20 protein-coding genes and 1 pseudogene are annotated in these 25,010 nt (G+C 63.9%); 18 read left to right on the top strand and 3 right to left on the bottom strand.

Annotation, left to right across the window (positions count from 1 at the left end; genetic code table 11):
* The first annotated feature begins 11 nt into the window (after positions 1 to 11).
* From ruvA to ftsH, 13 genes and pseudogenes are all read left to right on the top strand, one after another.
* Positions 12 to 632: a Holliday junction branch migration protein RuvA gene (gene ruvA, locus ABSY17_RS05030; protein ID WP_378947464.1), complete on the top strand. Its 621-nt coding sequence runs from the start codon at positions 12 to 14 to the stop codon at positions 630 to 632.
* A gap of 40 nt (positions 633 to 672) precedes the next feature.
* Positions 673 to 1,713: a Holliday junction branch migration DNA helicase RuvB gene (ruvB, locus tag ABSY17_RS05025; RefSeq protein WP_378947461.1), complete on the top strand. Its 1,041-nt coding sequence runs from the start codon at positions 673 to 675 to the stop codon at positions 1,711 to 1,713.
* Between the two features lie 3 nt (positions 1,714 to 1,716).
* Complete coding sequence (locus ABSY17_RS05020; RefSeq protein WP_378947458.1) at positions 1,717 to 2,208, top strand: GNAT family N-acetyltransferase; 492 nt, start codon at positions 1,717 to 1,719, stop codon at positions 2,206 to 2,208.
* A 113-nt stretch (positions 2,209 to 2,321) separates the two neighbouring features.
* A pseudogene (locus tag ABSY17_RS05015) lies at positions 2,322 to 2,495 on the top strand (metallophosphoesterase); the annotation flags it as partial.
* Positions 2,496 to 2,558: 63 nt separating this feature from the next.
* Positions 2,559 to 3,026, top strand: coding sequence for a tol-pal system-associated acyl-CoA thioesterase (gene ybgC / locus ABSY17_RS05010; protein ID WP_378947455.1), 468 nt, complete (start codon positions 2,559 to 2,561; stop codon positions 3,024 to 3,026).
* A 350-nt stretch (positions 3,027 to 3,376) separates the two neighbouring features.
* Entirely contained in the window at positions 3,377 to 4,093 is a 717-nt protein-coding gene (gene tolQ / locus ABSY17_RS05005; protein ID WP_378947453.1) for a protein TolQ, read from the top strand.
* A gap of 12 nt (positions 4,094 to 4,105) precedes the next feature.
* Entirely contained in the window at positions 4,106 to 4,558 is a 453-nt protein-coding gene (tolR, locus tag ABSY17_RS05000) for a protein TolR (RefSeq protein WP_378947450.1), read from the top strand.
* A gap of 8 nt (positions 4,559 to 4,566) precedes the next feature.
* A complete protein-coding gene (locus tag ABSY17_RS04995; protein WP_378947447.1) occupies positions 4,567 to 5,634 on the top strand; it encodes a hypothetical protein in 1,068 nt (355 codons plus the stop codon).
* Between the two features lie 74 nt (positions 5,635 to 5,708).
* On the top strand, positions 5,709 to 6,986 hold the full coding sequence (tolB, locus tag ABSY17_RS04990; protein WP_378947445.1) for a Tol-Pal system beta propeller repeat protein TolB: 1,278 nt from the start codon (positions 5,709 to 5,711) through the stop codon (positions 6,984 to 6,986).
* 314 nt (positions 6,987 to 7,300) lie between these two features.
* Entirely contained in the window at positions 7,301 to 7,810 is a 510-nt protein-coding gene (gene pal, locus ABSY17_RS04985; protein ID WP_378947442.1) for a peptidoglycan-associated lipoprotein Pal, read from the top strand.
* Between the two features lie 159 nt (positions 7,811 to 7,969).
* Entirely contained in the window at positions 7,970 to 9,040 is a 1,071-nt protein-coding gene (gene ybgF, locus ABSY17_RS04980; RefSeq protein ID WP_378947439.1) for a tol-pal system protein YbgF, read from the top strand.
* Positions 9,034 to 10,389, top strand: a complete 1,356-nt coding sequence (gene tilS, locus ABSY17_RS04975) for a tRNA lysidine(34) synthetase TilS (protein WP_378947436.1) — start codon at positions 9,034 to 9,036, stop codon at positions 10,387 to 10,389. Before ybgF ends, tilS begins: the two co-directional genes overlap by 7 nt.
* A gap of 104 nt (positions 10,390 to 10,493) precedes the next feature.
* Positions 10,494 to 12,428 (top strand): ATP-dependent zinc metalloprotease FtsH, encoded by a 1,935-nt coding sequence (gene ftsH / locus ABSY17_RS04970; RefSeq protein ID WP_378947433.1) that lies wholly within the window; start codon positions 10,494 to 10,496, stop codon positions 12,426 to 12,428.
* 76 nt (positions 12,429 to 12,504) lie between these two features.
* Here ftsH and ABSY17_RS04965 read toward each other — a convergent pair whose 3' ends face one another.
* Complete coding sequence (locus ABSY17_RS04965; protein ID WP_378947430.1) at positions 12,505 to 12,873, bottom strand: hypothetical protein; 369 nt, start codon at positions 12,871 to 12,873, stop codon at positions 12,505 to 12,507.
* Between the two features lie 1,329 nt (positions 12,874 to 14,202).
* On the opposite strand from ABSY17_RS04965, the gene glmM reads away from it, so the two are divergent.
* From glmM to ABSY17_RS04950, 3 genes are all read left to right on the top strand, one after another.
* On the top strand, positions 14,203 to 15,555 hold the full coding sequence (gene glmM / locus ABSY17_RS04960; RefSeq protein WP_378947428.1) for a phosphoglucosamine mutase: 1,353 nt from the start codon (positions 14,203 to 14,205) through the stop codon (positions 15,553 to 15,555).
* A 213-nt stretch (positions 15,556 to 15,768) separates the two neighbouring features.
* Positions 15,769 to 16,554 (top strand): outer membrane protein, encoded by a 786-nt coding sequence (locus ABSY17_RS04955; RefSeq protein ID WP_378952426.1) that lies wholly within the window; start codon positions 15,769 to 15,771, stop codon positions 16,552 to 16,554.
* A gap of 216 nt (positions 16,555 to 16,770) precedes the next feature.
* Positions 16,771 to 17,616 (top strand): outer membrane protein, encoded by an 846-nt coding sequence (locus ABSY17_RS04950; protein ID WP_378947425.1) that lies wholly within the window; start codon positions 16,771 to 16,773, stop codon positions 17,614 to 17,616.
* A gap of 199 nt (positions 17,617 to 17,815) precedes the next feature.
* Here ABSY17_RS04950 and ABSY17_RS04945 read toward each other — a convergent pair whose 3' ends face one another.
* The gene (locus ABSY17_RS04945) at positions 17,816 to 20,890 is read right to left on the bottom strand and encodes an autotransporter domain-containing protein (RefSeq protein ID WP_378947422.1); all 3,075 of its coding nucleotides are present in this window, start codon (positions 20,888 to 20,890) and stop codon (positions 17,816 to 17,818) included.
* Positions 20,891 to 21,315: 425 nt separating this feature from the next.
* On the opposite strand from ABSY17_RS04945, the gene ABSY17_RS04940 reads away from it, so the two are divergent.
* Positions 21,316 to 22,491 carry a phosphoserine transaminase gene (locus tag ABSY17_RS04940; protein WP_378947420.1) on the top strand — a complete coding sequence of 392 codons (1,176 nt, stop codon included), beginning with the start codon at positions 21,316 to 21,318 and terminating at the stop codon, positions 22,489 to 22,491.
* 174 nt (positions 22,492 to 22,665) lie between these two features.
* Positions 22,666 to 24,264 (top strand): phosphoglycerate dehydrogenase, encoded by a 1,599-nt coding sequence (serA, locus tag ABSY17_RS04935; protein ID WP_378947418.1) that lies wholly within the window; start codon positions 22,666 to 22,668, stop codon positions 24,262 to 24,264.
* Between the two features lie 126 nt (positions 24,265 to 24,390).
* On the opposite strand, the gene ABSY17_RS04930 is transcribed toward serA, so the two are convergent.
* Positions 24,391 to 25,008 (bottom strand): ParB-like protein, encoded by a 618-nt coding sequence (locus ABSY17_RS04930; protein ID WP_378947415.1) that lies wholly within the window; start codon positions 25,006 to 25,008, stop codon positions 24,391 to 24,393.
* Positions 25,009 to 25,010: the final 2 nt, after the last annotated feature.

The raw sequence follows: 25,010 nt of genomic DNA, 5'->3' as shown, positions 1-25,010 counted from the left end.
AGGCTCAAAGAATGATCGGCAAGTTGAAGGGCACCGTCGACGAAATCGGCGACGATTTCTGCATCCTCGACGTCCATGGCGTCGGCTACGTCGCCTATTGCTCGGCGCGCACGCTAGCTGCCCTGCCCGGTACAGGTGAGGCAGCGGTGCTGTTCATCGAGACCTATGTGCGCGAGGACATGATCCGGCTCTATGGCTTCAAGTCGGAGCTCGAGCGCGAGTGGTTCAAGCTGCTGCAGAACAATGTCCAGGGCGTCGGCGCCAAGGTCGCGCTCGCAGTGCTTTCCACGCTCGCCCCCGCCGATCTCGCCAATGCGATCGCGCTGCGCGATATCGCCATGGTCTCCAGAGCGCCCGGCGTCGGCAAGAAGGTTGCCGAGCGCATCGTCACCGAGCTCAAGAACAAGGCCCCGGCCTTTGCCGGCGAAGCCTCGGGTACCATCGGGCTGAAGCAGGAACTCGGCGAGGGCGTGGCCCCTGCCCCAATTGCCGACGCGGTGTCGGCGCTGGTCAACCTCGGCTACTCGCGCGATATCGCCGCCAATGCCGTGGCGGCTGCGATGAAGAGCGCCGGCGAGGACGCGGACTCCTCGAAGTTGATCCGCTTCGGCCTGAAGGAGCTGGCGCGGTGATTGCCTTGCCTGGCGCGAATGTCCGTGCGAGGACGGGCGCATGACCACGCCCAATCGCCTCATTTCCCCCGACAAGCGCGGCGAGGACGCCGATGCCAGCCTGCGGCCGCAGACGCTCGACGATTTCGTCGGCCAGGCGGCGGCACGCGCCAACCTGAAGATCTTCATCGAGGCCGCCAAGCAGCGCGGCGAAGCGCTCGACCATGTGCTGTTCGTCGGCCCCCCCGGCTTGGGCAAGACGACGTTGGCCCAGATCATGGCGCGCGAGCTCGGCGTCAATTTCCGCTCGACATCGGGCCCGGTCATCGCCAAGGCCGGCGACCTCGCAGCGCTGCTGACCAATCTCGAAGAGCGCGACGTGCTGTTCATCGACGAGATCCACCGGTTGAGCCCGGCGGTCGAGGAAATCCTCTATCCGGCGATGGAGGACTACCAGCTCGACCTGATCATCGGCGAAGGTCCGGCCGCCCGCTCGGTCAAGATCGACCTGGCGAAATTCACGCTGGTCGCCGCCACCACCCGGCTTGGGCTTCTGACCAATCCGCTGCGCGACCGCTTCGGCATTCCGACGCGGCTGAACTTCTATACCGTAGAGGAACTGGAACTGATCGTGCGCCGCGGCGCGCGCATCCTCGGCATGCCGCTCGCCGACGACGGCGCCATCGAGATCGCGCGCCGCGCCCGTGGCACGCCACGCATCGCCGGCCGCCTGCTCCGGCGCGTGCGCGACTTTGCCTCCGTCGCCGATTCCGGTCCGGTAAATCGTCGTATCGCCGACGAGGCGCTGTCGCGGCTGGAGGTCGATTCACTCGGCCTCGACCAGCTCGACCGGCGTTATTTGTCGATGATCGCGATGAATTTCGGCGGCGGCCCGGTCGGCATCGAGACCATCGCTGCAGGCCTCTCCGAACCGCGCGACGCCATCGAGGACATCATCGAGCCCTATCTGATCCAGCAAGGCTTTATCCAGCGCACGCCGCGCGGCCGCATGCTGACGGCCAACGCCTGGAAGCATCTGGGCCTGGAAGCACCTCGTGAAGTCGCCCAGCAACAGATCAACCTGTTCCAAGAGGAAGACTGACAGATGATCGGCTATCGCCCCGGACTGATAGCCGACATCGTCAAGCTGCACGCCGAATACTACGCACGCGACTGGGGCTTCGGGCTTCCCTTCGAGGCCAAGGTTGCCGCAGAGCTTGCAGCCTTCCTGCGCGCCTTCCGGCCTGGGCTCGATTTCTTCGCGGCCGAGTATGACGACCATGGCGCATTGCTCGGCACGATTAGCCTAGAAGCGCCGACGGAGGCCGAGCCGCTGGCGCATCTACGCTGGTTCATCACCAGCGATCACGCGCGGGGCACAGGGCTCGGGCGCTCGCTGATGAACGTGACAATCGCTCACGTTGATGCGAGCAGCTTCCCGGGCGCCTATCTCACGACCTTCGCCGGGCTGAGCCCCGCCCGTCATCTCTATGAATCCTTCGGCTTCGCACTGGTGGCCGAGAATGAACGCGACCAGTGGTCGGGCGGCGTACGCGAACAGCGCTTCGAGCGCCACAGCCGGGGTGCCAGAGCCTGATCACCCGCCCCGGTTTCTCGGCGGCTCGATCGTGGCAGCCGCTGCATTCGGCACCTATGCCATCGGCATCGGACCGGGGCTGCTGACCGGGTCAAGCGTCATGGGCTGCCCCCCTGTGCGGCTGTTCGCCCGTCGTTCCGTCGCGCTTCGGCAACCGCTACGCCTACGGCCACGTGGTCGAGGACGCGCGCAACCTGATCGTCTCGGACAGGCTGGGTTTCAGCATCCTTCCGGTACGGTTTGGTGCCCGCCCCGAGATTCCCAGCGTGCTTTCACACGGCTCTTGATCATCGCCGCCATTGCTGCCATCGGTTTGGGCCGAGCCACGAGACCGGAACGAAGAAAGCGCCATGGCCGATCAAGCTGAAACGGACGCACTTGCCACTGGGCTGTCGGGCGCGCTGACCTCGTTCGGACATCGGCTGATGGCGCGGGTCTACTATGCCGATACCGACTTCTCCGGCGTCGTCTACCATGCCCGCTATCTCGAGTTCTTCGAACGCGGCCGCTCGGATTTCCTGCGCCTCGCCGGCGTCCACCATACCGAACTGGCCGACGGCAAGCATGGCGAGAAGATCGTCTGGATCGTCCGACGCATGGAGATCGATTTCCGCAGCCCCGCCAAGATCGACGACATCCTCACCATAGACACCCGCACCGAGAACATTTCCGGGGCGCGGATCACCATGGCCCAGCAGTTGAAGCGCGGCGGCGAAGTGTTGGTCGAAGCGCGCGTCGAGGCTGCGATCATCGGCGAGAACGGCCGCCCCCGGCGTTTCCCGAAGGAGTGGATCGAAGCCTTCATCCCGCGTGGCTGAAGCCGAATCGAAACGCTGCCGCGGGAGTTGACCGAGAGTCAACCGCCACACCCCACATCCTAACCCATCCTTAACCATAACGGTCCATTAAGGGCCGAGTGAAAGTCGTGAGGTTTGCGAACGGCCTTCCTTTCACCAAATTTCACCCCGAAAAGGCCGAGAAAGGCGCATTTTTGGGGCACTTCCGGAAGCTTAGCGCGAACGGACCACATGGGATGATGCGCATGGGCTAGCCATGAGCCTGTTTTGAACTTGGGATAGCGAAGACCGAGACCGGCCGCCGCACGGCCCTATCCGAAGTTCAAAGCAGGCTCCGTAGCCAGGCCCGGAAATCTAAGGACTGTTTCAAGATGGAAAATCTACCTCTCGCCCATGCCGGCGCAGAATTGTCGATCTGGGCGCTGTTCTGGCAGGCCGGCTGGGTCGTCAAGCTGGTGATGCTGGGCCTGATCGGCGCCTCGGTCTGGACCTGGGCCATCGTCGTCGACAAGGTGATCGCCTACAACCGCATGCGTTCGGCCCTGAACCGCTTCGAACAGATCTTCTGGTCGGGCCAGTCGCTGGAAGAACTCTATCGCAACCTGTCCGACCGCAAGACGACTGGCATGAGCGCGATCTTCGTCGCCGCCATGCGCGAATGGAAGAAGAGCTTCGAGAAGGGTGCGAAGTCGCCGCTTGGTCTGCAGACCCGCATCGACAAGGCGATGGATCTTGCGCTGACCCGTGAAATGGAACGGCTCGAGGGCCGGCTCGGCTTCCTCGCCACCATCGGCTCGGCTGCTCCCTTCATCGGCCTGTTCGGCACGGTCGTCGGCATCATGACCTCGTTCCAGGCGATCGCGGGCTCGAAGTCGACCAACCTCGCAGTCGTGGCCCCCGGCATCGCGGAAGCGCTGCTGGCGACGGCCATCGGCCTGCTCGCCGCTATCCCGGCCGTCATCGCCTACAACAAGCTGTCGTCCGACGCCGGCAAGCTGGCGGGCCGGATGGAGGGCTTCGCCGACGAGTTCTCCGCCATACTGTCGCGCCAAATCGATGAAAAAGTCGCGCAGCAGCGGGCGGCTTGAGGGGAGCTAACCATGGGAATGTCAGTTGGCGCAGGCGGCGGGGGCCGCGGCGGACGCGGGCGGCGGGGACGCCGCAACACGCTCGTTTCCGAAATCAACGTCACGCCGCTCGTCGACGTCATGCTGGTGCTGCTCATCATCTTCATGGTGGCGGCCCCGATGATGACCGTCGGCGTGCCGATCGACCTGCCGGAAACGCAGGCCAAGGCGCTCAATTCCGATACCCAGCCGATCACCGTCTCGGTCAACCAGGGCGGCCAGATCTTCCTGCAGGAAACCGAGATCCCGATCGAGGAGGTCGTCGCCAAGCTCGAGGCCATAGCCAAGACCGGCTATGAGGAGCGCATCTATGTGCGCGGCGACAAGACCGCCGACTATGGCACGGTGATGCAGGTCATGGCGCGCATTTCTGCCGCCGGCTTCCGCAACATCGGCCTCGTCACACTGCAGGAACAGGATCAGTAGTCCACGACATGAAAGCCGGCCTCACGACATCTGTGGTCTTGCATGCGGCGATGCTGGGTTTCGGCCTGTTTTCGCTGTCGGCGCCGCGCGCCTTCGAAGTCACCGACGTCGAAGCGATGCCGGTCGACATCGTGCCGGTGGAATCGATCACCCAGATCCAGAAGGGCGACAAGAAGGCCCCGGCCAAGGAAAAGCCGGCGCCGACGCCCACGACGCGCCCCGACATCGTGCCCGACGCGCAGAATGTCGGCGACAGCAAGATCGACAGCGACAAGCCGCCGACGCCCGAGCCGACGGAGAAGCAGGTGGACGTGGCAGCAGCCCCGCCCCCCTCGCCCAAGCCCGAGCCGAAACCGACCCCCGTGGAGCAGCCCAAGCCAGAGCCGGCAAAGCCGGCCGAGCAGAAGCCGACGCCCGTTCCGGCGACCGAGGTGACGCCGCAGCCGCAGCCCAAGCAGGAGGTCAAGCCCGACCCGGTGGCCGAGACGATCGTCTCCGACCAGGCCGAGGCGGAAGCCGTCAAGCTACCCGAAAACGCGCCCGCGCCCGACGCCAAGCCGCAGCCGCCGCAGGCTCAGACGGCCAAGACGCCCGAGCGCAAGCAGGACGACAAGCAATCCCAGCAAGCCTCGTCCAAGCCGAAGTCCGAAGAGAAGGAATTCAATGCCGACGAGGTGGCGGCCCTTCTCAACAAGCAGAAGCCTTCGGGCGGCGGCGCCAAACGCTCGACCGAACAGGCCTCGCTCGGCGGCAAGAAGGACACCGGCGGCTCGAAACTCAGCCAGAGCGAGATGGATGCCTTGCGCGGCCAGATCCAGCGCTGCTGGAACATTCCGGCCGGCGCCATGGACGGCGGCAGCCTCAAGGTTTCCGTCCAGTTCAAGCTGACCCAGACCGGCGAGATCGAGGGCCGGCCGGAGATCATCTCCGGCGGTGGCTCGGCCGGCATCGAGCGTGCGGCAGCTGAATCGGCCCGCCGCGCCGTCATGCAATGCGCCCCCTACAACCTGCCCGCCGACAAATACGAAGCCTGGGCGGATGTCATCGTCAATTTCGACCCGAGCGAGATGTTCTGAGCGCCCGCCGCTCACCCGGAACAAAGAGGCCTGTAATGAAGCATTTAGTCAAAGCGATCTTATTGATTGGCGCCATGGCGAGCGGAATGACCGCCTTTGCCACCTTGCCGGCACGCGCGCTGGTCGAGATCAACGTCAACAAGGGCAATGTCGAGCCGCTGCCGATCGCCATCACCGACTTCCTGTCGGCTGACGGCATTGGCGCCGAGATCGCCGGCATCGTTGCCGCCGACCTCAAGCGCTCCGGCCTGTTCGCGCCGATCGACAAGGGCGCCTTCATCGAGAAGATTTCCAATCCCGACGTTGCACCGCGCTTCGAGGACTGGAAGGTGATCAACGCCCAGGCACTGGTCACCGGCCGCGTCAGCAAGGAGGCCGACGGCAGGCTGAAGGCCGAGTTCCGGCTGTGGGACACCTTTGCCGGCCAGCAGCTTGCCGGCGAGCAGTTCTTCGCCAACAAGGCCAATTCGCGCCGCATCGCCCACATCATTGCCGATGCCATCTATGAGCGCTTGACCGGCGAAAAGGGCTACTTCGACACCCGCGTGGTGTTCATCGACGAGACCGGCGCCAAGACCGACCGCAAGAAGCGGCTCGCCATCATGGACCAGGACGGCGCCAATGTGCGCTACCTCTCCGACGGCCGGTCGATTGCCATGACGCCGCGCTTCTCGCCGACGCGTCAGGAAATCACCTACATGTCCTATGAGAGCGGCCAGCCGCAGGTCTACCTGCTGCAGATCGAAACCGGTCAGCGCGAACTCGTCGGCAACTTCCCCGGCATGACCTTTGCGCCGCGCTTCTCGCCTGATGGCCAGAAGGTGATCATGAGCCTGATGCGCGACGACGGCAACTCGAACATCTTCTCGCTGGACCTGCGCAGCCGCACCACCACGCGCCTGACCAATTCCAGCGCCATCGACACCTCGCCGTCCTATTCGCCCGATGGCTCGAAAGTCGTCTTCACCTCGGACCGTGGCGGCCAGCCGCAGATCTACGTCATGGGCGCCGACGGTTCGGGCCAGACCCGCATCTCCTTCGGCGGTGGCAGCTACTCGACCCCGGTCTGGTCGCCGCGCGGCGATCTTATCGCCTTCACCAAGCAGTCCGGAGGCCAGTTCCAGATCGGCGTGATGAAGACCGACGGCTCGGGCGAGCGCATCCTGTCGACCGGCTTCCAGCAGGAAGGCCCGACTTGGGCGCCGAACGGCCGCGTGCTGATGTTCTTCCGCGACGCCCCCGGCGGCGGCGGCCCCAAGCTCTATTCGATCGACCTGACCGGCCGCAACGAACAGGCGATCCCGACCACGGGCTTTGCCTCCGATCCGGCCTGGTCGCCGCTGCTCGACTAGCAAATCGCCCATGTGCAATTGGAGCGCCGCGCGTCCGACCGGACGCGCGGCGCTTGCATGTTCGGGCCTACCCAACATGCCGGAGCGTCAGGCGCGACCAATCGAACCAGGCAGCATCATTTGCCCAATGATGCCGCCTTTCCGCCGTATTTCCGCCTAGGGTGCGCAGCGAAATCGAAAGTGGACGGGCGCCGCATTGCAGGGACGCATGGCGAGCGGCAACTAAGTTTTAACCATGTTTCTTGAACGCCGGTTAACCGCGACGTGGTTACTGGATGATCAACGAAATCACTCGAATGCGAAGGAGAGGCGGCATGCGCCGTATCGCAAAATTTGCAACTAATCCTGTTGTGGTAGCGCTGGTCGCCTCGCTGGCGATCGCCGGCTGTGCCTCGAAGAAGGGCCCCAACAGCGCGGCCGATCTCGGCCTTGGCTCTGGCGCCGGTGCGGCGACCCCCGGCTCGGCCCAGGACTTCACCGTCAATGTCGGCGACCGCATCTTCTTCGACACCGACTCCTCGTCGATCCGCGCCGACGCGCAGGGAATCCTCTCCCGCCAGGCACAGTGGCTGAACAAGTACCGCCAGTACGGCGTCGTTGTCGAAGGCCATGCCGACGAGCGCGGCACCCGCGAATACAACCTGGCGCTCGGCGCTCGCCGCGCTGCCGCCGCCCGCGACTATCTGATCTCGCAGGGCGTCGCCGCCAACCGCCTCAAGACCATTTCCTACGGCAAGGAACGCCCGGTCGCCGTCTGCGACGACATTTCCTGCTGGTCGCAGAACCGCCGCGCCGTCACGACGCTGTCGGGCGCCGGTAGCTGATCGGCAAAACTGCAACACTGAATTTCAAAAGGCGGTCCTCGGGCCGCCTTTTGTCTATCTGCATGGCCCAAACAAAATTTGGCCGAAGTCGCGCGTCCTGATAAATGACAACAGCGCATCGGCGCAAAGCAACCAATTCCGTTTTACGGCGAGAGGCTAATGCATCTTCGATCAATCCTGAGTGGCACGCTTGCCATCTTCCTTCTGTCCGGGGCCGCAGCGCACGCGCGCGACAGCGTCGGGCTCGACATCCCCTTCCCAAAGGTCGGCCTGCCGGGCGTGTTCGGCAGCAAGGGCAATTCCGATAGCAGCGACGGCATGATCCAGCTCGCCCAGGCGGGCGATCCGCGCGTCACGGCCCTCGAAGAGCAGATCCGCAAGCTCAACGGCAGCATCGAGGAGCTGAACTTCCAGATCCTGCAGATGCAGGAGCAGATGCGGAAAATGCAGGAAGACAACGAGTTCCGCTTCCAGGAACTTGAAGGCGGCACACAGAAAAAGTCCGACGCCTCGGGCAATTCCAACAGCTCCATCGTTGAGGCGCCAGCGGCGCCTCAACCTGACACCACCCACCAGACTGCCGCGACAGGTACCTCCGCGCCCGCCGGCGGCGGCCAGAGCGTCGAGGAAGTGATCGTCGAATCGGGCACTGGCGAGCCCGGCCAGGCGGCGCCTGACGGCACGGGTACACCGCCCACGACCTTTGGAACCATCACCGTCGATGCCAACGGCAATGTGATTTCCACCACCACCGACGAACACGCCTCGAGCGATCAGACGGCTCAGCCTGCGGCACCCGCTGCAAGCGGCTCGAATGGCGCCGTCGTCGCCTCGCTGCCCTCGACCGACGATCCCGACGAACTCTACCGCAATTCCTACCAGTTCGTGCTTTCGGGCGACTACACCACCGCCGAACAGGGCTTCCGCGACCACATCGCCCGCTTCCCGGCCGACCCCAAGACGGCGGACGCACGCTTCTGGCTCGGCGAGTCGCTGCTTGGGCAAAAGAGATTTCGCGACGCCGCCGAAATCTTCCTCTCCTCCTCCAAGGAATATCCGAAGTCCAAGAAGGCGCCCGAAATGATGCTGAAGCTCGGCGTCTCGCTGGTCAACCTCAAGCAGCGCGAAGTCGCCTGCGCCACCTTCGGCGAAATCGGTAAGCGCTACCCAGACATTTCCGGCGCGCTCAAGGAGCGGGTCAAGCAGGAACGGGCTCTCGCCGCGTGCTGACGCAGCCGATCGACGCCCACCTTGTCACGAGCTTCTGCGAGTTCGACCTCGCTTCGCAACAGACCATCGTCGCCGCGGTTTCCGGCGGCAGCGATTCAACCGCCCTTCTTGTTCTTCTCAAATCCCATCTCGACCGGCACGCGCCTTCGACGCGCCTGCTCGCCGTCACCGTCGACCACGGGCTCAGACCCGGTTCGGGCGCGGAGGCCGACCAGGTCGCGGAGCTTTGCGCGCTCCACGGCATCGCCCATCGCACCATGCGCTGGAGCGGCGACAAGCCCTCGTCAGGCGTGCCGGCTGCGGCGCGCGACGCGCGCTACGACCTTTTAGCCCATGCTGCGCGCGACGCGGGCGCGACCATCGTCGTCACCGGCCACACCGCCGACGATCAGGTCGAGACGGTCTTGATGCGCAATGCGCGTGGCACCGGGCGCGGCAGCGCCGGCATGGCGCCGGCGACCTTGTTCGACGGCGACATCTGGATCATCCGCCCCCTGCTCGACGTGCGGCGCGAATGGCTCCGCGACGCGCTGCGGGGGCGCTGCGTTGGCTGGCTGGAAGACCCCACCAACGTCAACCAGGACTATGAGCGGCCGCGCCTGAGGCTGGCGCTACGCGGCGATGGCGAGGCACGCATCGCAGAAACGCTCGCCGATGCGCGGCAGGCGGCGCAGGCGCGCACCGCGCTGGGCGAACGCGCCGCCAGGCTGATCGATGCCCATGCAAACCGGCCAGCACCTGGCCTGATGCGCCTCGACCCGGCATTGGCCAACGCGCCGGACACGGACGCTGCATGCTATGCGCTGCGCATCCTGATCGCGGTTGCCGGCGGCGCAGCACATCTGCCCGACGAGACGCGCGCCCGCGAGCTGCTGCAGCACCTCGCCGGCGCCCCGACCGCGAAAAGGCCGATCCGCGCCACATTGTCGCGCACATTGGTCGACGCACGCCGCAGCGGCATCTTCCTGCTGCGCGAAAGCCGCGGCCTGCCGGCGCCTGCGCCAGTTCGCCACTCCATCTGGGATGGCCGATACAGATTGCGCATGAAGCAAGATGCGCCAGAATTGGCCGTAGCAGCGCTGGGTTTCGGCGCAGCAAAGATGCTGCATACCCAAGCAAATGTCCCGGAAAGTCTTGGGCATACTGCCCTTGCGGCGGAACCAGCCTTGTGGCGGGGCGAAACTTTGGTCGGCGCTCTGTCCGCGCCGGATGCGTTGCCCTTGGCCGCACCATGGGCGCGCTTCCTGCCCGCCTTCGACCTCGCTCCGGCCCGCGCAGTGGCCGGACTGATCGGCGCACAGGCAATTCCCGCCTCGCCATGCCGTAGCCACATTGGCGTCGGAGCTTAACCGAGACTTAGGGACGTGCTTGGCAATGTAGGGAGGCGTCCCTATGTTAGGGACAAGCCAACTCTCACCATGCGCGTTCCCATTGAGCGCCAACGGGATACTCGATGAATCCGAACTATCGCAACTTCGCGCTGTGGGCGATCATAGCCGTTCTGCTCATTGCCCTGTTCAACCTGTTCCAGACCCCGCAGACTCGCGGCGCGTCGAGCGAAGTGGCCTATTCGCAGTTCCTCCAGGACCTGAACTCCGGCCGCATCAAGTCGGTGACGATTGCCGGTGACCGCATCAGCGGCAACTACATCGACACTCCGAACGGCTTCCAGACCTACTCGCCGGGCGACTCGACGCTGGTGTCGCGGCTTGAGCAGAAGAACGTCACCATCAACGCACGTCCCGAAAACGACGGCTCCGGCTCGATCTTCTCCGTGCTGATCTCCTGGCTGCCGATGATCCTGATCCTCGGCGTGTGGATCTTCTTCATGCGCCAGATGCAGTCGGGCTCCGGCCGCGCCATGGGCTTCGGCAAGTCCAAGGCCAAGCTTTTGACCGAGGCGCATGGCCGCGTCACCTTCGGCGACGTCGCCGGCGTCGACGAAGCCAAGGAAGACCTCGAGGAGATCGTCGAGTTCCTGCGTGATCCGCAGAAGTTCCAGCGCCTCGGCGGCAAGATTCCGCGCGGCGTGCTGCTCGTTGGCCCTCCCGGCACCGGCAAGACGCTGCTGGCCCGCTCGGTGGCAGGCGAAGCCAACGTGCCCTTCTTCACCATCTCCGGTTCTGACTTCGTCGAAATGTTCGTCGGCGTGGGTGCTTCGCGTGTCCGTGACATGTTCGAGCAGGCCAAGAAGAACGCGCCCTGCATCATCTTCATCGACGAAATCGATGCGGTCGGCCGTCATCGCGGCGCCGGCCTCGGCGGCGGCAATGACGAGCGCGAACAGACGCTGAACCAGCTGCTGGTCGAGATGGACGGCTTCGAGGCCAATGAAAGCATCATCCTGATCGCCGCGACCAACCGTCCCGACGTTCTCGACCCCGCGCTGCTGCGTCCGGGCCGCTTCGACCGTCAGGTCGTGGTGCCGAACCCCGACATCGTCGGCCGCGAGAAGATCCTCAAGGTCCATGTCCGCAACGTGCCGCTGGCGCCCAATGTCGACCTCAAGACGGTCGCGCGCGGCACCCCCGGCTTCTCCGGCGCCGACCTGATGAACCTCGTCAACGAGGCTGCCCTGATGGCGGCGCGCCGCAACAAGCGTCTCGTCACCATGCAGGAGTTCGAGGACGCCAAGGACAAGATCATGATGGGCGCCGAGCGCCGCTCCTCGGCCATGACCCAGGCCGAGAAGGAGCTGACCGCCTATCACGAGTCCGGCCATGCCATCCTGGCGCTCAACGTGCCGGCGGCCGACCCGCTGCACAAGGCGACCATCATCCCGCGCGGCCGCGCGCTCGGCATGGTCATGCAGCTGCCGGAAGGCGACCGCTACTCGATGAGCTACAAGTACATGGTCTCGCGCCTCGCCATCATGATGGGCGGCCGCGTCGCCGAGGAGATCAAGTTCGGCAAGGAAAACATCACCTCGGGCGCCTCCTCCGACATCGAGCAGGCGACCAAGCTCGCCCGCGCCATGGTCACCCGCTGGGGCTTCTCCGACAAGCTCGGCCAGGTCGCCTATGGCGAGAACCAGGAAGAGGTGTTCCTCGGCCATTCGGTGGCGCGCACCCAGAACGTCTCGGAAGAGACCGCGCAGATCATCGACGCCGAAGTGCGCCGCCTGATCGACGATGCCTACACCACGGCACGCACCATCCTGACCAAGAAGAAGAAGGACTGGATCGCGCTCGCCGAAGGCCTGCTCGAATACGAGACGCTGTCGGGCGAGGAGATCAAGCAGCTGATCGCCGGCAACAAGCCCTCGCGCGACATGGGCGACGACACGCCGACCTCGCGCGGCTCGGCCGTGCCCAAGGCAGGTTCCACCCGCGGCAAGAAGAAGGGCTCCGAGCCCGAAGGCGGCATGGAGCCCCAGCCGTCGAACTGAGGGTTTTGGCCGGATGGAATGAAGGCGCCGCGGGGGAAACTCCGCGGCGTTTTTCATAGTGGAACGATATGACTTGTCAGCGAACTATCGCGTAGATGATCGCGGTATCGCGATAACCATCGGTCCAAATCTCCAATGTCGTCGACACAGTTGGAACATCCAGTTCAGCGATCCTTCGACGAGGCACGAGTTCGATCGCGAGCCGCCGACTAGGGGTTTCGAGCCGTACCGTGGCAAGAAACTTCAGATCCCCTGGCGGTAGGCCGCCGCTGGTCAGGACAATTTCGGTCTCGCCGTCACAATCAGGTAGGCACCCGACTGCGACGCAGCTGTCGGTTTTCCAGTAAGCCCCAATACCGTCTACATCCGGGCAGTCGAACCGCTTGAAATCCAGGATGAAAACGAGCGAGTTGAGAACAGGCACGCTGCGGCGAACTTCGTCCATGGCTTCCTCGTGCCTGCCCCGGCCGCTCTGCCGATCATCTATCCCCAACCGACAAGTATCTTCCGCGGCCATTCCGGCTCGCTCCGCCAGATTCTGACCCGCGTGGCAGTCGTCGGTACTTTGGTTTCCAGAATCGACTCTCCGTCTACAGTCGAAATGACAAGGTCCCTACAGGAAGTGTCCATAATCTGATCAAAGGCTGCAGGTACTCCGGGATCCACCTCATCCGCTCGACCAAGGACAATCTCGGTCTTGCCGTCGATCTCGGGATAACAAGCGATGGAGACACATGAGGCAGTAGCCAGGATTTGAGCACCCCGAACCGGAGTGGGAGCCTCGCCGCCGCTCGTGTCAGAGATGAACACCAACGAATTGACCGACGCAATTTTTGCTATCTGCCTCATTGCTGCCTTCGATACTTGAGTTGGCGCGCCCATCCACCTTGGATGTAGCTACAATTCAGACAATGGGGGTAAAGGCTTTGCCTAGCCGCTGACCTGTTCAGAGCCGTAGGCGATTGGTGGTCGGGAACGAAATTGCCCGTTGGCCCTCCTGCATTCCTAGTGCCGCATGTATGGCAGCCTGTTGCGCGCCCGATCCTATTGATCTCCATTCTCTCCCACTTCGTAAAGTTACGGCTGGAATCTCTTGCTGGCAAACTTTCCGCAGCGTATCGGCCTACGCCAATTCCAACATCACGCAATCTGTCGAGACGAGCTTGCGCTTCGCGCATCGTCACCAAATTTGCTGAAATGTGCCCTTCGATGGTCTCATAGGCCTGAGGGCTTGGCCGCCACCCGGGATCGAGGCGGCCGACTTGCTGAAGAGCAGCCTGCATTTGGGAATGACTGACCTCAAGCCGTGTCAACTGCCCCAAGGAGGCGTTCGGCCAGCGGGCACCAACTCGATTGCCACCGCTGCCAGCCCGGCCCCGACTGGACACACGAGATACTGTGCTGCCGCCATCAGTCCACTGCCCGCCGTCAGCGTTGCCCGCAGGTACACGCGGCTGATCGGGACGAAATCCTGCCTTCAGCATCAAATGTAGTCGAAGGAGCAGAGCTTCAGTTCGAAGCAGATGAATGCCTCCGATTAGCCTGCTCAAATCTCCATCTGATAGCTGAACATCTAACATCCAATCTTGCCTCCTATATCCAAGTACCTACGATATAGGACAATATTCCTATACTCAAATATGCGAAGCTGGGCACCCCAATCCCCCAACCCTTTTCTAAGGTTTTGTGACATAAAATCACCAAATGTGATGCGTTGATCGCCCTGGGTTGTGGCAAAGCAATCGCGGGTGGACACCACGGGGACTGAACAAACATGGCTGGACGCTATTTCGGCACTGACGGCATTCGCGGACGGGCCAACAAATTTCCGATGACGGCGGAAGTCGCCATGAAGGTCGGCATGGCCGCCGGCTTGTCGTTCCAGCGCGGCAACCACCGCCATCGCGTCGTGGTCGGCAAGGACACCAGGCTGTCGGGCTACATGATCGAGAACGCGCTAGTCGCTGGCCTGTGTGCTGCCGGCATGGACGTGTTCCTGCTCGGCCCGATCCCCACCCCTGCGGTCGCCATGCTGGTGCGCTCGCTGCGCGCCGACATCGGCGTGATGATCTCGGCCTCGCACAACCCCTACCACGACAACGGCATCAAGCTGTTCGGCCCCGACAGCTACAAGCTTTCCGACGAGATCGAGCAGAACATCGAGGCGATGCTCGACGAGGACGTCACCGCCATGCTCGCCGATTCCGACGGGCTCGGCCGCGCCAAGCGCGTCGACGGCGTGCATGACCGCTACATCGAATTCGCCAAGCGCACCCTGCCCCGCTCGATGTCGCTGTCGGGCCTGCGCATCGTCGTCGACTGCGCCAACGGTGCGGCCTACAAGGTGGCCCCCGCGGTGCTGTGGGAGCTCGGCGCCGAGGTGATTGCGATCAATGTCGAGCCCAACGGCTTCAACATCAATGCCGAATGCGGCTCGACCCATCCGGCTGGCCTGCAGAAGAAGATCCACGAAGTCCGCGCCGACATCGGCATCGCCCTCGACGGCGACGCCGACCGCGTCGTCATCGTCGACGAGAACGGCACCATCGTCGACGGCGACCAGATCATGGGCCTCATCGCCCAGTCGTGGCAGCAGAACGGCCGCCTGGCCGGTGGCGGCGTGGTGGCGACAGTTATGTCCAATCTCGGCCTCGAGCGCTTCCTCGGCGATCTCAAGCTCGAACTGCACCGCACCAAGGTCGGCGACCGCTACGTTGTCGAGCACATGCGCGCGCATGGCCTCAATATCGGCGGCGAGCAGTCGGGCCACATCGTTTTGTCCGACTTCTCCACCACCGGCGACGGCCTGGTGGCAGCACTCCAGGTGCTGGCCTGCATCAAGCGCTCCAACAAGCCGATGAGCGAACTCAGCCGCACCTTCGAGCCGGTGCCGCAACTGCTCAAGAACGTGCGCTTCTCCGGCGGCAAGCCGCTCGAGGAAGCCCCGGTCAAGGCAGCAATCGAGGAAGGCCGCAACCGTCTCGGCAAGACCGGCCGCCTGGTCATCCGCCCCTCCGGCACCGAGCCGCTGATCCGGGTCATGGCCGAGGGCGACGACCCGCAACTGGTCGAAGCCGTGGTCAACGACATCGTCGGCGTCATTGCCGAAAGCCGCACGGCCGCCTGAGCGCCAATCAATTTGCCAGACCGAAGAAAGCCCGCTTAAAACGGGCTTTTTTTTGCGTTCCAGCAACGCGCTTCATCTTGGTCGAAGCCGTCGCGCCAAAGAATTCATGGTTAATCGGCAGGGTTAAGTGCACCTTAACCTATACCAAGCATTATCCACGTCGATTAGTCATGGTCGGGCCCATTACGGGTCCGTTGGTATGGGGTTTTCATGATGCGCAATTTTGGAAGGAATGCATTCATCGCCACGCTCCTCGTCGGCGCGAGCGCACCAGCATATGCGGCTGATATGCCCGAGCCGGTGATCGAGGAGGTGGCCGTGCCCGTCAATGGCGGCTGGTATCTGCGCGGCCATCTCGGCATGAGCAACCAGCGGCTCGACCGGCTGCAATCCGCGGCCTTCCAGGATCCCGGCATCATGGAGCATGTCTGGCTCGACAAGGGCAACTTCTCGTCGGCCCCGATCATGGGGGTGGGAGTCGGCTACAAGTTCAACGACTACCTGCGCGGCGACATCGGCGTGGAGTATCGCGGCGCGGCCGATTTCAATGCGCTTGACCGGGTGACGTGGCAGCCTGGCGGCCCCGCCAACACCTACACCAACGACTACAGCGGCAAAAAGTCGGAGTGGCTGCTGCTGGCCAACGCCTACGCAGACGTAGGCACCTTCTATGGTGTGACGCCCTATCTCGGCGCCGGCATCGGCGCTTCGCGCAACACGATCTCGAATTTCCGCGACGCCAACCAAATCAACGGTGGCGGCGGCTACGCCAACACGACGTCGAAGTGGAACTTTGCCTGGGCCCTGCACGCCGGCGTCGGCATCCAGGCCACCGAGCGCATGACCGTCGACCTGGGCTACAGCTACGTCAACCTCGGCGACGCGGCGACCGGTACCCTCTACAACTTCGACCCGGCGCTAGCCCCACTATCGGGCATCACGTTCAAGGACATCACCTCGCACGACCTCAAGCTCGGCGTCCGCTACTCGCTGAACTAGGCAAGACGACGCGCCGCAAGGGCGTGGCCCCATGAAGTCGAAAGAAGCCGCCCGGTGCCACCGCCGGGCGGTTTTTTGCCATCGGCCAAGACGCACGCCGGCCGCCGCTAACAAAACATTAGCCTTAACCGCACCTTAACCAGCATGGTTAACAATGCTCCGAACGGCTGCTGGATTCTCGGGCAACACCCGGCGCCATTTCGGGAGAATGCGATCATGATTCTCAAATCTCGCGCAGCACTGGCGCTGGCCGCGACCATGCTCTGGCCGCTGGCGGCACAGGCCGCCGACTACGAACCGCCTGTCGTCATCGAAGAGGCGCCGGAATATGTCCCCGTCGAGGTCGGCTCCGGCTGGTACCTGCGCGGCGATGTCGGCTACGCCCTGTCGACCAGCACCGGAACGGCAAGCTTCCGCACCTTCGACGACGGCCCCCCGATCGTCTATGGCCAGGATAATTTCACCTCGCAGGACATCGACAACAACTTCACCTGGGGCGGCGGCGTCGGCTATCGCTTCACCGACTACCTGCGCGCCGACGCGACCGTCGACGGCTTCCGCACCGATTTCTCGGGCACGACCGCCAGCGTAGCCCCGTGCGATCCGGCTGACGTCGGCACCTCCTGCCGCACCGAGGGCGGCGCCGAGATGTCGGCGATCAGCGTCATGGCCAACGGCTATCTCGATCTCGGCACCTATATCGGCCTGACGCCCTATGTGGGCGGCGGCGTCGGCTGGTCCTATGTCAGCTGGTCGAACCTCAACAACCGCTTCTTCTGCGTCGACGACGTCAACACCTGCACAGTCGGCCTTGTCGGCACCGACTCGCATGGCGGCGTCAGCGACTGGCGCTTCACCTATGCGCTGATGGCCGGCCTCGCCTACGACCTGACCGACAATCTGAAGGTCGATCTCGGCTACAAATATCGCCACATCGACGGCGGCGACATGTTCAAATGGAACTCCTCCCAAGCCGCTGCCGGCGCCACCGGCATCCAGGGCAAGGATGGCGGCCTGTCGCAGCACGAGATCAGGGTCGGCCTGCGCTACGAAATCTGGTGAGCGCGATCACCCACGACATCTGACAGCGGCGGGCCTCGGCCCGCCGTTTTAGCATTTGGAGAGCTCTTCTTGCTGCGAACCGGCAGCGCGGCTGCCGGGCATTTCGCCGGCCATCAACAGCCAGGTGAGCAGGCCTGCGCGTCCAAGGCTGGGCCGGCATCCCGCGAACAGGCAACGACGCCGGCATATCTGCCCGCCCTCAGAACCTGATGCTGAGATCGAGCTTCGCGCCGTTGTCGGACACACCGGAGCCGAACTGGCCGGTGTAGGAAACGCCGAGTTTCGCCTTGGGCGCGATGTCGAAGTCGAGGCCGGCCTCGAGCACAGCCGCATCCCTGGCGATCGGTGCGCCCGCGACGGTGAAGGCGTCGCCGTTGGCAAAGGCCAGGGTCGAGAACGGCGTGACGTCGCCGAAGGCATGACGCCAGCCGACCATGCCGCGCGCGGTGGCGTTGACGGTGCCGAGCGCGAAGTCGCCCGAGGCGCGGATGCCGAGTGTGGTGAAGGTCGCATCGGTGTTGGAACTGGCCTGCGACAGTGCCGCCGTCCCGCCCGTCTCGGTGAACGCGTCGGTGTGCACATTGACATAGGCGAGATTTGCGAAGGGCTCGAAGGACGCCGCTGCCGTGTCTATGCGGTAGGCTGCCTCGCCGAAGATCTGCGCCGTGCCGGCATCGTAGTCGGCCGACAGCACCTCGGACAGGCCGGGGAAGCTGACCGCGCGGCGGGTGTCGATGCTGTTCCAGCTGTAGGCAGCACCCGTGCGCAGCGACGCGGCACCCCATTGGCCGCCGCCATAGGCACCGAGGTAGTAGCTGGTGGCGTCGCCGGACGCATTGCGGTCGTCGACATCGAAGGACGAGTGGCTGAGGCCGGTCATCAGGCCGACGCGCCAGGCATCACCAACAAGTGTATCGCCGCCCATCAGAACTCCGCCGATCGAGCGGTCGAAGGCAGCAGTGTTGCCGTTGCCATCGTTGTTGCCCCAGGAGCCGAAGGCATTGCCCCAGACGGCGAAACGGTCGGTGTCGGCGCCGACCAGTTCGGCCCCGCCTTCGCCATAGGCGAGGACAGGCAGGGACGTCGCTGTCGGTTGGCCAAACGCCGAACGGAGCCGGTCGTTGGCGGCATCGCGGACAAAGCCGCTGTCCTGCAGCAGCATGCCCGTGGTCGAGGCGTGCATGTCCCCCGAAAGCTGGTCGAAGGCGGCGCGGGCCACCTCCGCGTCGGTCAGGTTGACGATGGCGCTGAAGAGCGCGCTCGGCGCCGAGGACTGCACCGCCTGTGACGCGGCGCACTGGTTGGCCGTCGAGCCGGCTAGGCAGAACGAAACATCGGTGAGCCGGCTAGTCAGATAGACGTTCTTTCCGTCGTAGCTGTCGACGAAATCGAGAAACAGGTAATCGTCGAGCAGCGTGCCGAAACTGCCGTCAATCCGGTCGGTCGAAGTGATGATCGTGTATTTGAGGCCGGGGTCGTAGAATTCACCGGTATCGGTGCCGTTTACCGGCCTGACCCGCAGAACGGCCCCAGCATCGATGGTCACCAGCCCGCTCGCAACAGTCAGGTCGTTGTGGGTTCCAGCCGCGTTGCCGCCATCGGCGAGTTCGACCTCATGGATGGCACCGGCCTCATAAGTCAGCACTCCAGTGTGCAGCGTGCCGATCGAATTGCCCGGCGCGAGAATGCCGCCGGACTGGATAACTGTTTCACCGACGGTGCCCGACCCGCCGAGAATGCCGCCGGACTGAACCGTCATGGACCCTCCGAGCGCGCCCGTTCCACCGGCGCCGACGAGCAACTTGCCGCCCGATACCGTGGAGGTGCCGGTGAAGCCGGAATTATCCCCGGTAAGCGTCACCACGCCTGCGCCGCTCTTGCGCAGTGCCCCGTTCCCCGCCAGCACCATCGAGACGGTGCCGGCCTGCAGATCGAAAACTCCGTTGCTGCTCAGCGTACCGTTGCGCAATTCCCCGCCGGTGAGCGAAAACACGCTCGCGGTCTGGCTATTGCCACCAAGATCGAGAACGCCGCCGGTGACCGAAAAGGCCATGGTCGCGCCCGGTGTGCCGGAGATAGTCCAGGTGCCGCTGCCGGACTTTTCCAAAATGCCGAAGCCCTGATACTCGGAACCCGAACCCACTGCGCCCAGTTGCGAAAGATCGAACGTGCCGTTCGCCGCTCCGCCAAGCGCAAAGGTGTCGGCGGCACTGAAGGCTGAGACCTTGCCATTGATCGCCGACCCCGCCCGAACCTCCAGGCGATTTGTCCCGCCGGTGAAGGCGATTGCCTTGGCGCGGGTGACACCATCACCCGACAGCCCGCCCGAGATCGTGCCATCGTTGATGACGATCAAGTCAGAGCCAACGATGCCTGCGCCTCCGAGGCCGGCAGTGCCGTCAGCCCCCTGCTGTCCGGGATTGAGACCCGATCCGCCTTGACCGGCAGTACCGCCACGGCCGCCTGCGATGGTGCCCTGATTGACAATACGTCCCCCGCTACCGAGTTCCGCGCCAACGCCGCCAACACCACCGTCACCACCGTAACCGCCAAAATTAAATCCAGGATCGGTCGATATGCCGCCGGCGCCACCATTTCCGCCATCACCACCCTGGATGACTATGCCGTACGAGACCCCGAGAACTAGATTTGAATTTGCGACGAGGCCGCCACCGCCGTCGCCTCCGTCGCCTCCGCCGCCGCTATTTGCGCTGGTCTTTGCGCTGCCGCCGATACCACCGGCGCCGCCGCTGCCTCCGCGCAATGAACCATTCAGCAGCAGTGCATTGCCCTGAAACAGCGCGCCGTATCCGCCCGCGCCGCCGCCGCCGCCGCCGCCCCAATATCTGCTGCCATCAGACCCGACAGGCCCACCGCCATTGCCACCTTGCCCGCCGTTACCTCCGAATGTATCGGACAAAGCCGCTGCCGATCCGGTGTAGCCGTCGGCACCACCGCCGCCACCGCCGCCACCGCCGCCACTGTCCGGACTTTTTTGGCCGGCAGAGCCATTGGCCCCGCTCGCTCCGGGACTTACGCCTCCCGCGCCTCCGGCTCCGGGCGAACTGTTGAACCCGTTTCCTCCGGCGCCGCCATTGGCACCGCGACCACCGCCGCCGCCGCCAGCGCCATCGCCCGTGGAACTGTTTGAACCCGTTCCCCCAGCAACGCCGACACCAGCCCCCCCCAAGCCTCCCGGCGCGTCAATGCCGTTGACCCCGCCCGCGCCACCATTACCGCCGCCCGCAACTGCCGGCACAGTCGCCAGCGCCATCACAAGCGCTCCCGTTGCCAGGACCTTAGGCAAAGATGCTACTGAAGAGTTGTACGGAAATGTGTCTTTGGTGACAGCGGTCAACCCGCCAGACTTCTTCGTCGATGCCATATGTACGCCCCCCAGCTACAATCTGAACCGGCCGTAGGCGATTCGATCATTGTACTTACTTATTCTATCTTTAAGATTAATTATAAATTCATTTTAGCACTCTCTGCAAGAATGAAAACTACGCCGCAACTTTAGAATAATTCATCTCAGCGATGAGCTGCCTTTGGTAGCAGTATCCCCGCACCACCCCCGCGAACCGGCAAGATCGTCGCACCGTCCTTTTGCCCTTGCGGTTTTTCCGACGTTTCTATATTTCCGCCCGTGGGCTACCCCTCCCCAACGAGGGGCCAACTATCTGGAAGGATAGAACCACGATGACGATCGTCGCCAAGCCCGGACTCCGTCCGGCGAACCCCAATTTCTCCTCAGGTCCCTGCGCAAAACGTCCCGGCTGGTCGCTTGCAGCGCTCGCCGACGCGCCGCTCGGCCGCTCGCATCGCGCCAAGATCGGCAAGACCAAGCTCGAGCAGGCCATCGAGCTGACGCGCGAGGTCCTGAAAGTTCCCGCCGACTACCGCATCGGCATCGTTCCGGCCTCCGACACGGGCGCCGTCGAGATGGCGATGTGGTCGCTGCTCGGCGAACGCGGCGTCGACATGGTTGCCTGGGAATCTTTCGGCGCCGGCTGGATCACCGACGTGGTCAAGCAGCTCAAGCTCGAGGACGTGCGCAAGTTCGAAGCGCCCTACGGCGAACTGCCCGACCTGGCAAAGGTAGATTTCGACCGCGACGTGGTCTTCACCTGGAACGGCACCACCTCGGGCGTACGTGTCGCCAATGGCGACTTCATCCCTGATGATCGCAAGGGTCTGACCATCTGCGACGCCACTTCGGCAGCATTTGCCCAGAACCTCGATTTCGACAAACTCGATGTCGTCACCTTCTCCTGGCAGAAGGTGCTCGGCGGCGAAGGCGCGCACGGCATGCTGATTCTCAGCCCGCGCGCCGTCGAACGGCTCGAAACCTACAAGCCGGCCTGGCCGCTGCCAAAAATCTTCCGCCTGACCTCTGCTGGCAAGCTGATCGAAGGCATCTTCAAGGGCGAGACCATCAACACGCCGTCGATGCTGTGCGTCGAGGACTATCTCGACGCGCTGAACTGGGCCAAGGGCCTGGGCGGGCTCGATGCGCTCGTCGCCCGCGCGGACGCCAACTTTGCGGCAATCGACGCCTTCGTCGAAAAGTCGGCCTGGCTCGGCCATCTGGCGGTCGATCCGGCAACGCGTTCGAACACCTCGGTGTGCCTGTCGATCGTCGATCCGGAAGTGGCCGCCCTCGACAAGGACGGCCAGGCGGCTTTCGCCAAGGGCATCGTCTCAGCGCTCGAAAAGGAAGGCGTCGCCTTCGACATCGGCGCCTATCGCGACGCCCCTCCCGGCCTGCGCATCTGGGCCGGCGCGACCGTCGAGACTTCCGACCTCGTCGCCCTGATGCCGTGGCTCGACTGGGCTTTTGCCAATCAGAAAGCCGCGCTCAAGGCTGCGGCCTGACGCCCTTTACCCTCCCCCTTGTGGGGAGGGTCGATCCGCAAAGCGGATCGGGGTGGGGGGTCACCATCAGACTCGGCCCCCGCCCCTGCGCTCAACCAAATTTACTCCACCCGGTCGCTACGCGACCGACCTCCCCACAAGGGGGAGGTAGGCCAATCGCAAGAGGATTTGCCCATGCCCCGCGTTCTCGTTTCCGACAAGCTCTCCACCACCGCCGTCCAGATCTTCAAGGATCGTGGCGTCGAGGTCGACTACCTGCCCGATCTCGGCAAGGACAAGGAAAAGCTGCTCGAAGTCATCGGCCAGTATGACGGCCTCGCCATCCGCTCGGCAACCAAGGTCACCGAAAAGCTGATCGCGGCCGCGACCAATCTCAAGGTCATCGGCCGCGCCGGAATCGGCGTCGACAATGTCGATATCCCGGCCGCCTCGCGGCGCGGCATCATCGTCATGAACACGCCGTTCGGCAACTCGATCACCACCGCCGAGCACGCAATTGCAATGATGTTCGCGGTTGCCCGCCAGTTGCCTGAAGCCAACGCTTCGACCCATGCCGGCAAGTGGGAGAAGAACCGCTTCATGGGCGTCGAGATCACCAGCAAGACGCTCGGCGTCATCGGTTGCGGCAACATCGGTTCGATCGTCGCCACCCGCGGCGTCGGCCTCAAGATGCATGTCGTGGCCTTCGATCCGTTCCTCTCCGAACATCGCGCCGAGGAACTGGGCGTCGAAAAGGTCGAGCTCGACGAATTGTTGGCCCGCGCGGATTTCATCACGCTGCACACGCCGCTGACCGACAAGACGCGCAACATCATCAACGCCGACTCCATCGCCAAGATGAAGAAGGGCGTGCGCATCATCAACTGCGCGCGTGGCGGTCTCATCGTCGAGAAGGACCTCATCGAAGGCCTGAAAAGCGGCAAGGTGGCAGGCGCCGGCATCGACGTGTTCGAGGTCGAGCCGGCCGAACAAAACGAACTGTTCAACATGGAGAACGTGGTCTGCACGCCGCACCTCGGCGCGTCGACTTCGGAAGCGCAGGAGAATGTCGCGCTCCAGGTCGCCGAGCAGATGGCCGACTACCTGATCAAGGGTGCTGTCACCAACGCCATCAACATGCCCTCCATCACGGCTGAGGAAGCGCCGCGGCTGAAGCCGTTCGTCAAGCTCGCCGAGGTGCTGGGCGCCTTTGTCGGCCAGGTCACCGACGATCCGATCACCGAGGTCGAGATCCTGTTCGACGGCTCGACAGCGCAGATGAACACCAAGGCGCTGATCAGTGCAGCGCTTGCCGGCCTGATCCGGCCGCAGGTCTCCGACGTCAACATGGTGTCGGCGCCGATCATGGTGAAGGAGCGCGGCATCATCGTTGCCGAGGTCAAGCGCGACAAGTCGGGCGTGTTCGACGGCTACATCAAGCTGACGGTGAAGACCGAGCACATGACGCGCTCGATCGCCGGCACCTGCTTCTCCGACGGCAAGCCGCGCTTCATCCAGATCAAGGGCATCAATCTCGATGCCGAGGTGGGCCAGCACATGCTCTACACCACCAATGCCGATGCGCCCGGCATCATCGGCCTGCTCGGCACCGTGTGCGGCGAAAACGGCGTCAACATCGCCAATTTCTCGCTCGGCCGCGACCGACCGGGCGGAGATGCCATAGCACTGCTCTATCTCGACGCACCGTTCCCCGAGGACGTGCTCGCCAAGGTACGGAACCACAAGTCGATCGACTCGGCCCGGCGGCTGCAGTTCGACGTCAACGGGTTCTAGAACCTGTTCCGTTCCGATTGCATCGGAACGGGGCTCGACCTTATTGTGAGGCTATTGGAATGCCTCCCAAGGCGTGGAAAAGGCGCGGGCTGCCCCCTGCGCCTTTTTCTTTTGCGGCAATGCTTGTCAGGTATCTGGCCCGCTCCAGCCCGGCAGGTAATTTGCCCCGGCCAGGCGCGCCAACTGGAAAGCATGGCGACTTGCACGGTCGAAATCGTCATCGACAACTTCGCGGGGGACCCTCCTGCGAAAGAAGTCGGCCCACAGGAACTCGGCGAACGGCGTGGTGTCCTTGGCGTAGCCGCCCAGCCGCCTGACCTCGCCGGCAAGGCTACGATAGGGGTCATCTTCGAGCTTGCCGATCGACTTGGGAATGTCGGCATAGCTGCGGCGGGTGCCCGAGGCGTCGAATGGATGCATCCAGGACCGGTTGTCGAGCACGACGAGGAAAGCCTCCTTGTCGAGGCCGGACAGGTCGCAGATGACCGTGACGAAGACATCCTCGAGCCCCTCTTCGTGCATGGCCCGCGCCAGGTGATGATGGTCGACGATGTGGCAGCGGCCTTTCGGTCCGAGCACAGTGGGAATGAAGTGATGCGCAATGAAGGTGCCGGCCTTGTCCGGGCGCTTCGCCCGCAATTGGCGCCGTTTCAGCGCCACCTCGCGGAAGCCGACCGTCATCTGGGTCGGACGCAGATCCGCGATCTTCACCGGCTGGACTGTCGGCATCATTTCGTTGTCCATGG

It is taken from the genome of Mesorhizobium sp. ANAO-SY3R2 (assembly GCF_042466635.1).
GTDB lineage: Bacteria > Pseudomonadota > Alphaproteobacteria > Rhizobiales > Rhizobiaceae > Aminobacter.
The sequence above is the reverse complement of the archived record's forward strand: the minus strand, read 5'-3'. Positions and strand labels throughout refer to the sequence as shown.

Coding starts and splice junctions, on each gene's coding strand:
- ruvA (WP_378947464.1), top strand. CDS start 12: ATGATCGGCAAGTTGAAGGGCACCGTCGACGAAATCGGCGACGATTTC.
- ruvB (WP_378947461.1), top strand. CDS start 673: ATGACCACGCCCAATCGCCTCATTTCCCCCGACAAGCGCGGCGAGGAC.
- ABSY17_RS05020 (WP_378947458.1), top strand. CDS start 1,717: ATGATCGGCTATCGCCCCGGACTGATAGCCGACATCGTCAAGCTGCAC.
- ybgC (WP_378947455.1), top strand. CDS start 2,559: ATGGCCGATCAAGCTGAAACGGACGCACTTGCCACTGGGCTGTCGGGC.
- tolQ (WP_378947453.1), top strand. CDS start 3,377: ATGGAAAATCTACCTCTCGCCCATGCCGGCGCAGAATTGTCGATCTGG.
- tolR (WP_378947450.1), top strand. CDS start 4,106: ATGGGAATGTCAGTTGGCGCAGGCGGCGGGGGCCGCGGCGGACGCGGG.
- ABSY17_RS04995 (WP_378947447.1), top strand. CDS start 4,567: ATGAAAGCCGGCCTCACGACATCTGTGGTCTTGCATGCGGCGATGCTG.
- tolB (WP_378947445.1), top strand. CDS start 5,709: ATGGCGAGCGGAATGACCGCCTTTGCCACCTTGCCGGCACGCGCGCTG.
- pal (WP_378947442.1), top strand. CDS start 7,301: ATGCGCCGTATCGCAAAATTTGCAACTAATCCTGTTGTGGTAGCGCTG.
- ybgF (WP_378947439.1), top strand. CDS start 7,970: ATGCATCTTCGATCAATCCTGAGTGGCACGCTTGCCATCTTCCTTCTG.
- ftsH (WP_378947433.1), top strand. CDS start 10,494: ATGAATCCGAACTATCGCAACTTCGCGCTGTGGGCGATCATAGCCGTT.
- ABSY17_RS04965 (WP_378947430.1), bottom strand. CDS start 12,873: ATGGACGAAGTTCGCCGCAGCGTGCCTGTTCTCAACTCGCTCGTTTTC.
- glmM (WP_378947428.1), top strand. CDS start 14,203: ATGGCTGGACGCTATTTCGGCACTGACGGCATTCGCGGACGGGCCAAC.
- ABSY17_RS04955 (WP_378952426.1), top strand. CDS start 15,769: ATGCGCAATTTTGGAAGGAATGCATTCATCGCCACGCTCCTCGTCGGC.
- ABSY17_RS04950 (WP_378947425.1), top strand. CDS start 16,771: ATGATTCTCAAATCTCGCGCAGCACTGGCGCTGGCCGCGACCATGCTC.
- ABSY17_RS04945 (WP_378947422.1), bottom strand. CDS start 20,890: ATGGCGCTGGCGACTGTGCCGGCAGTTGCGGGCGGCGGTAATGGTGGC.
- ABSY17_RS04940 (WP_378947420.1), top strand. CDS start 21,316: ATGACGATCGTCGCCAAGCCCGGACTCCGTCCGGCGAACCCCAATTTC.
- serA (WP_378947418.1), top strand. CDS start 22,666: ATGCCCCGCGTTCTCGTTTCCGACAAGCTCTCCACCACCGCCGTCCAG.
- ABSY17_RS04930 (WP_378947415.1), bottom strand. CDS start 25,008: ATGGACAACGAAATGATGCCGACAGTCCAGCCGGTGAAGATCGCGGAT.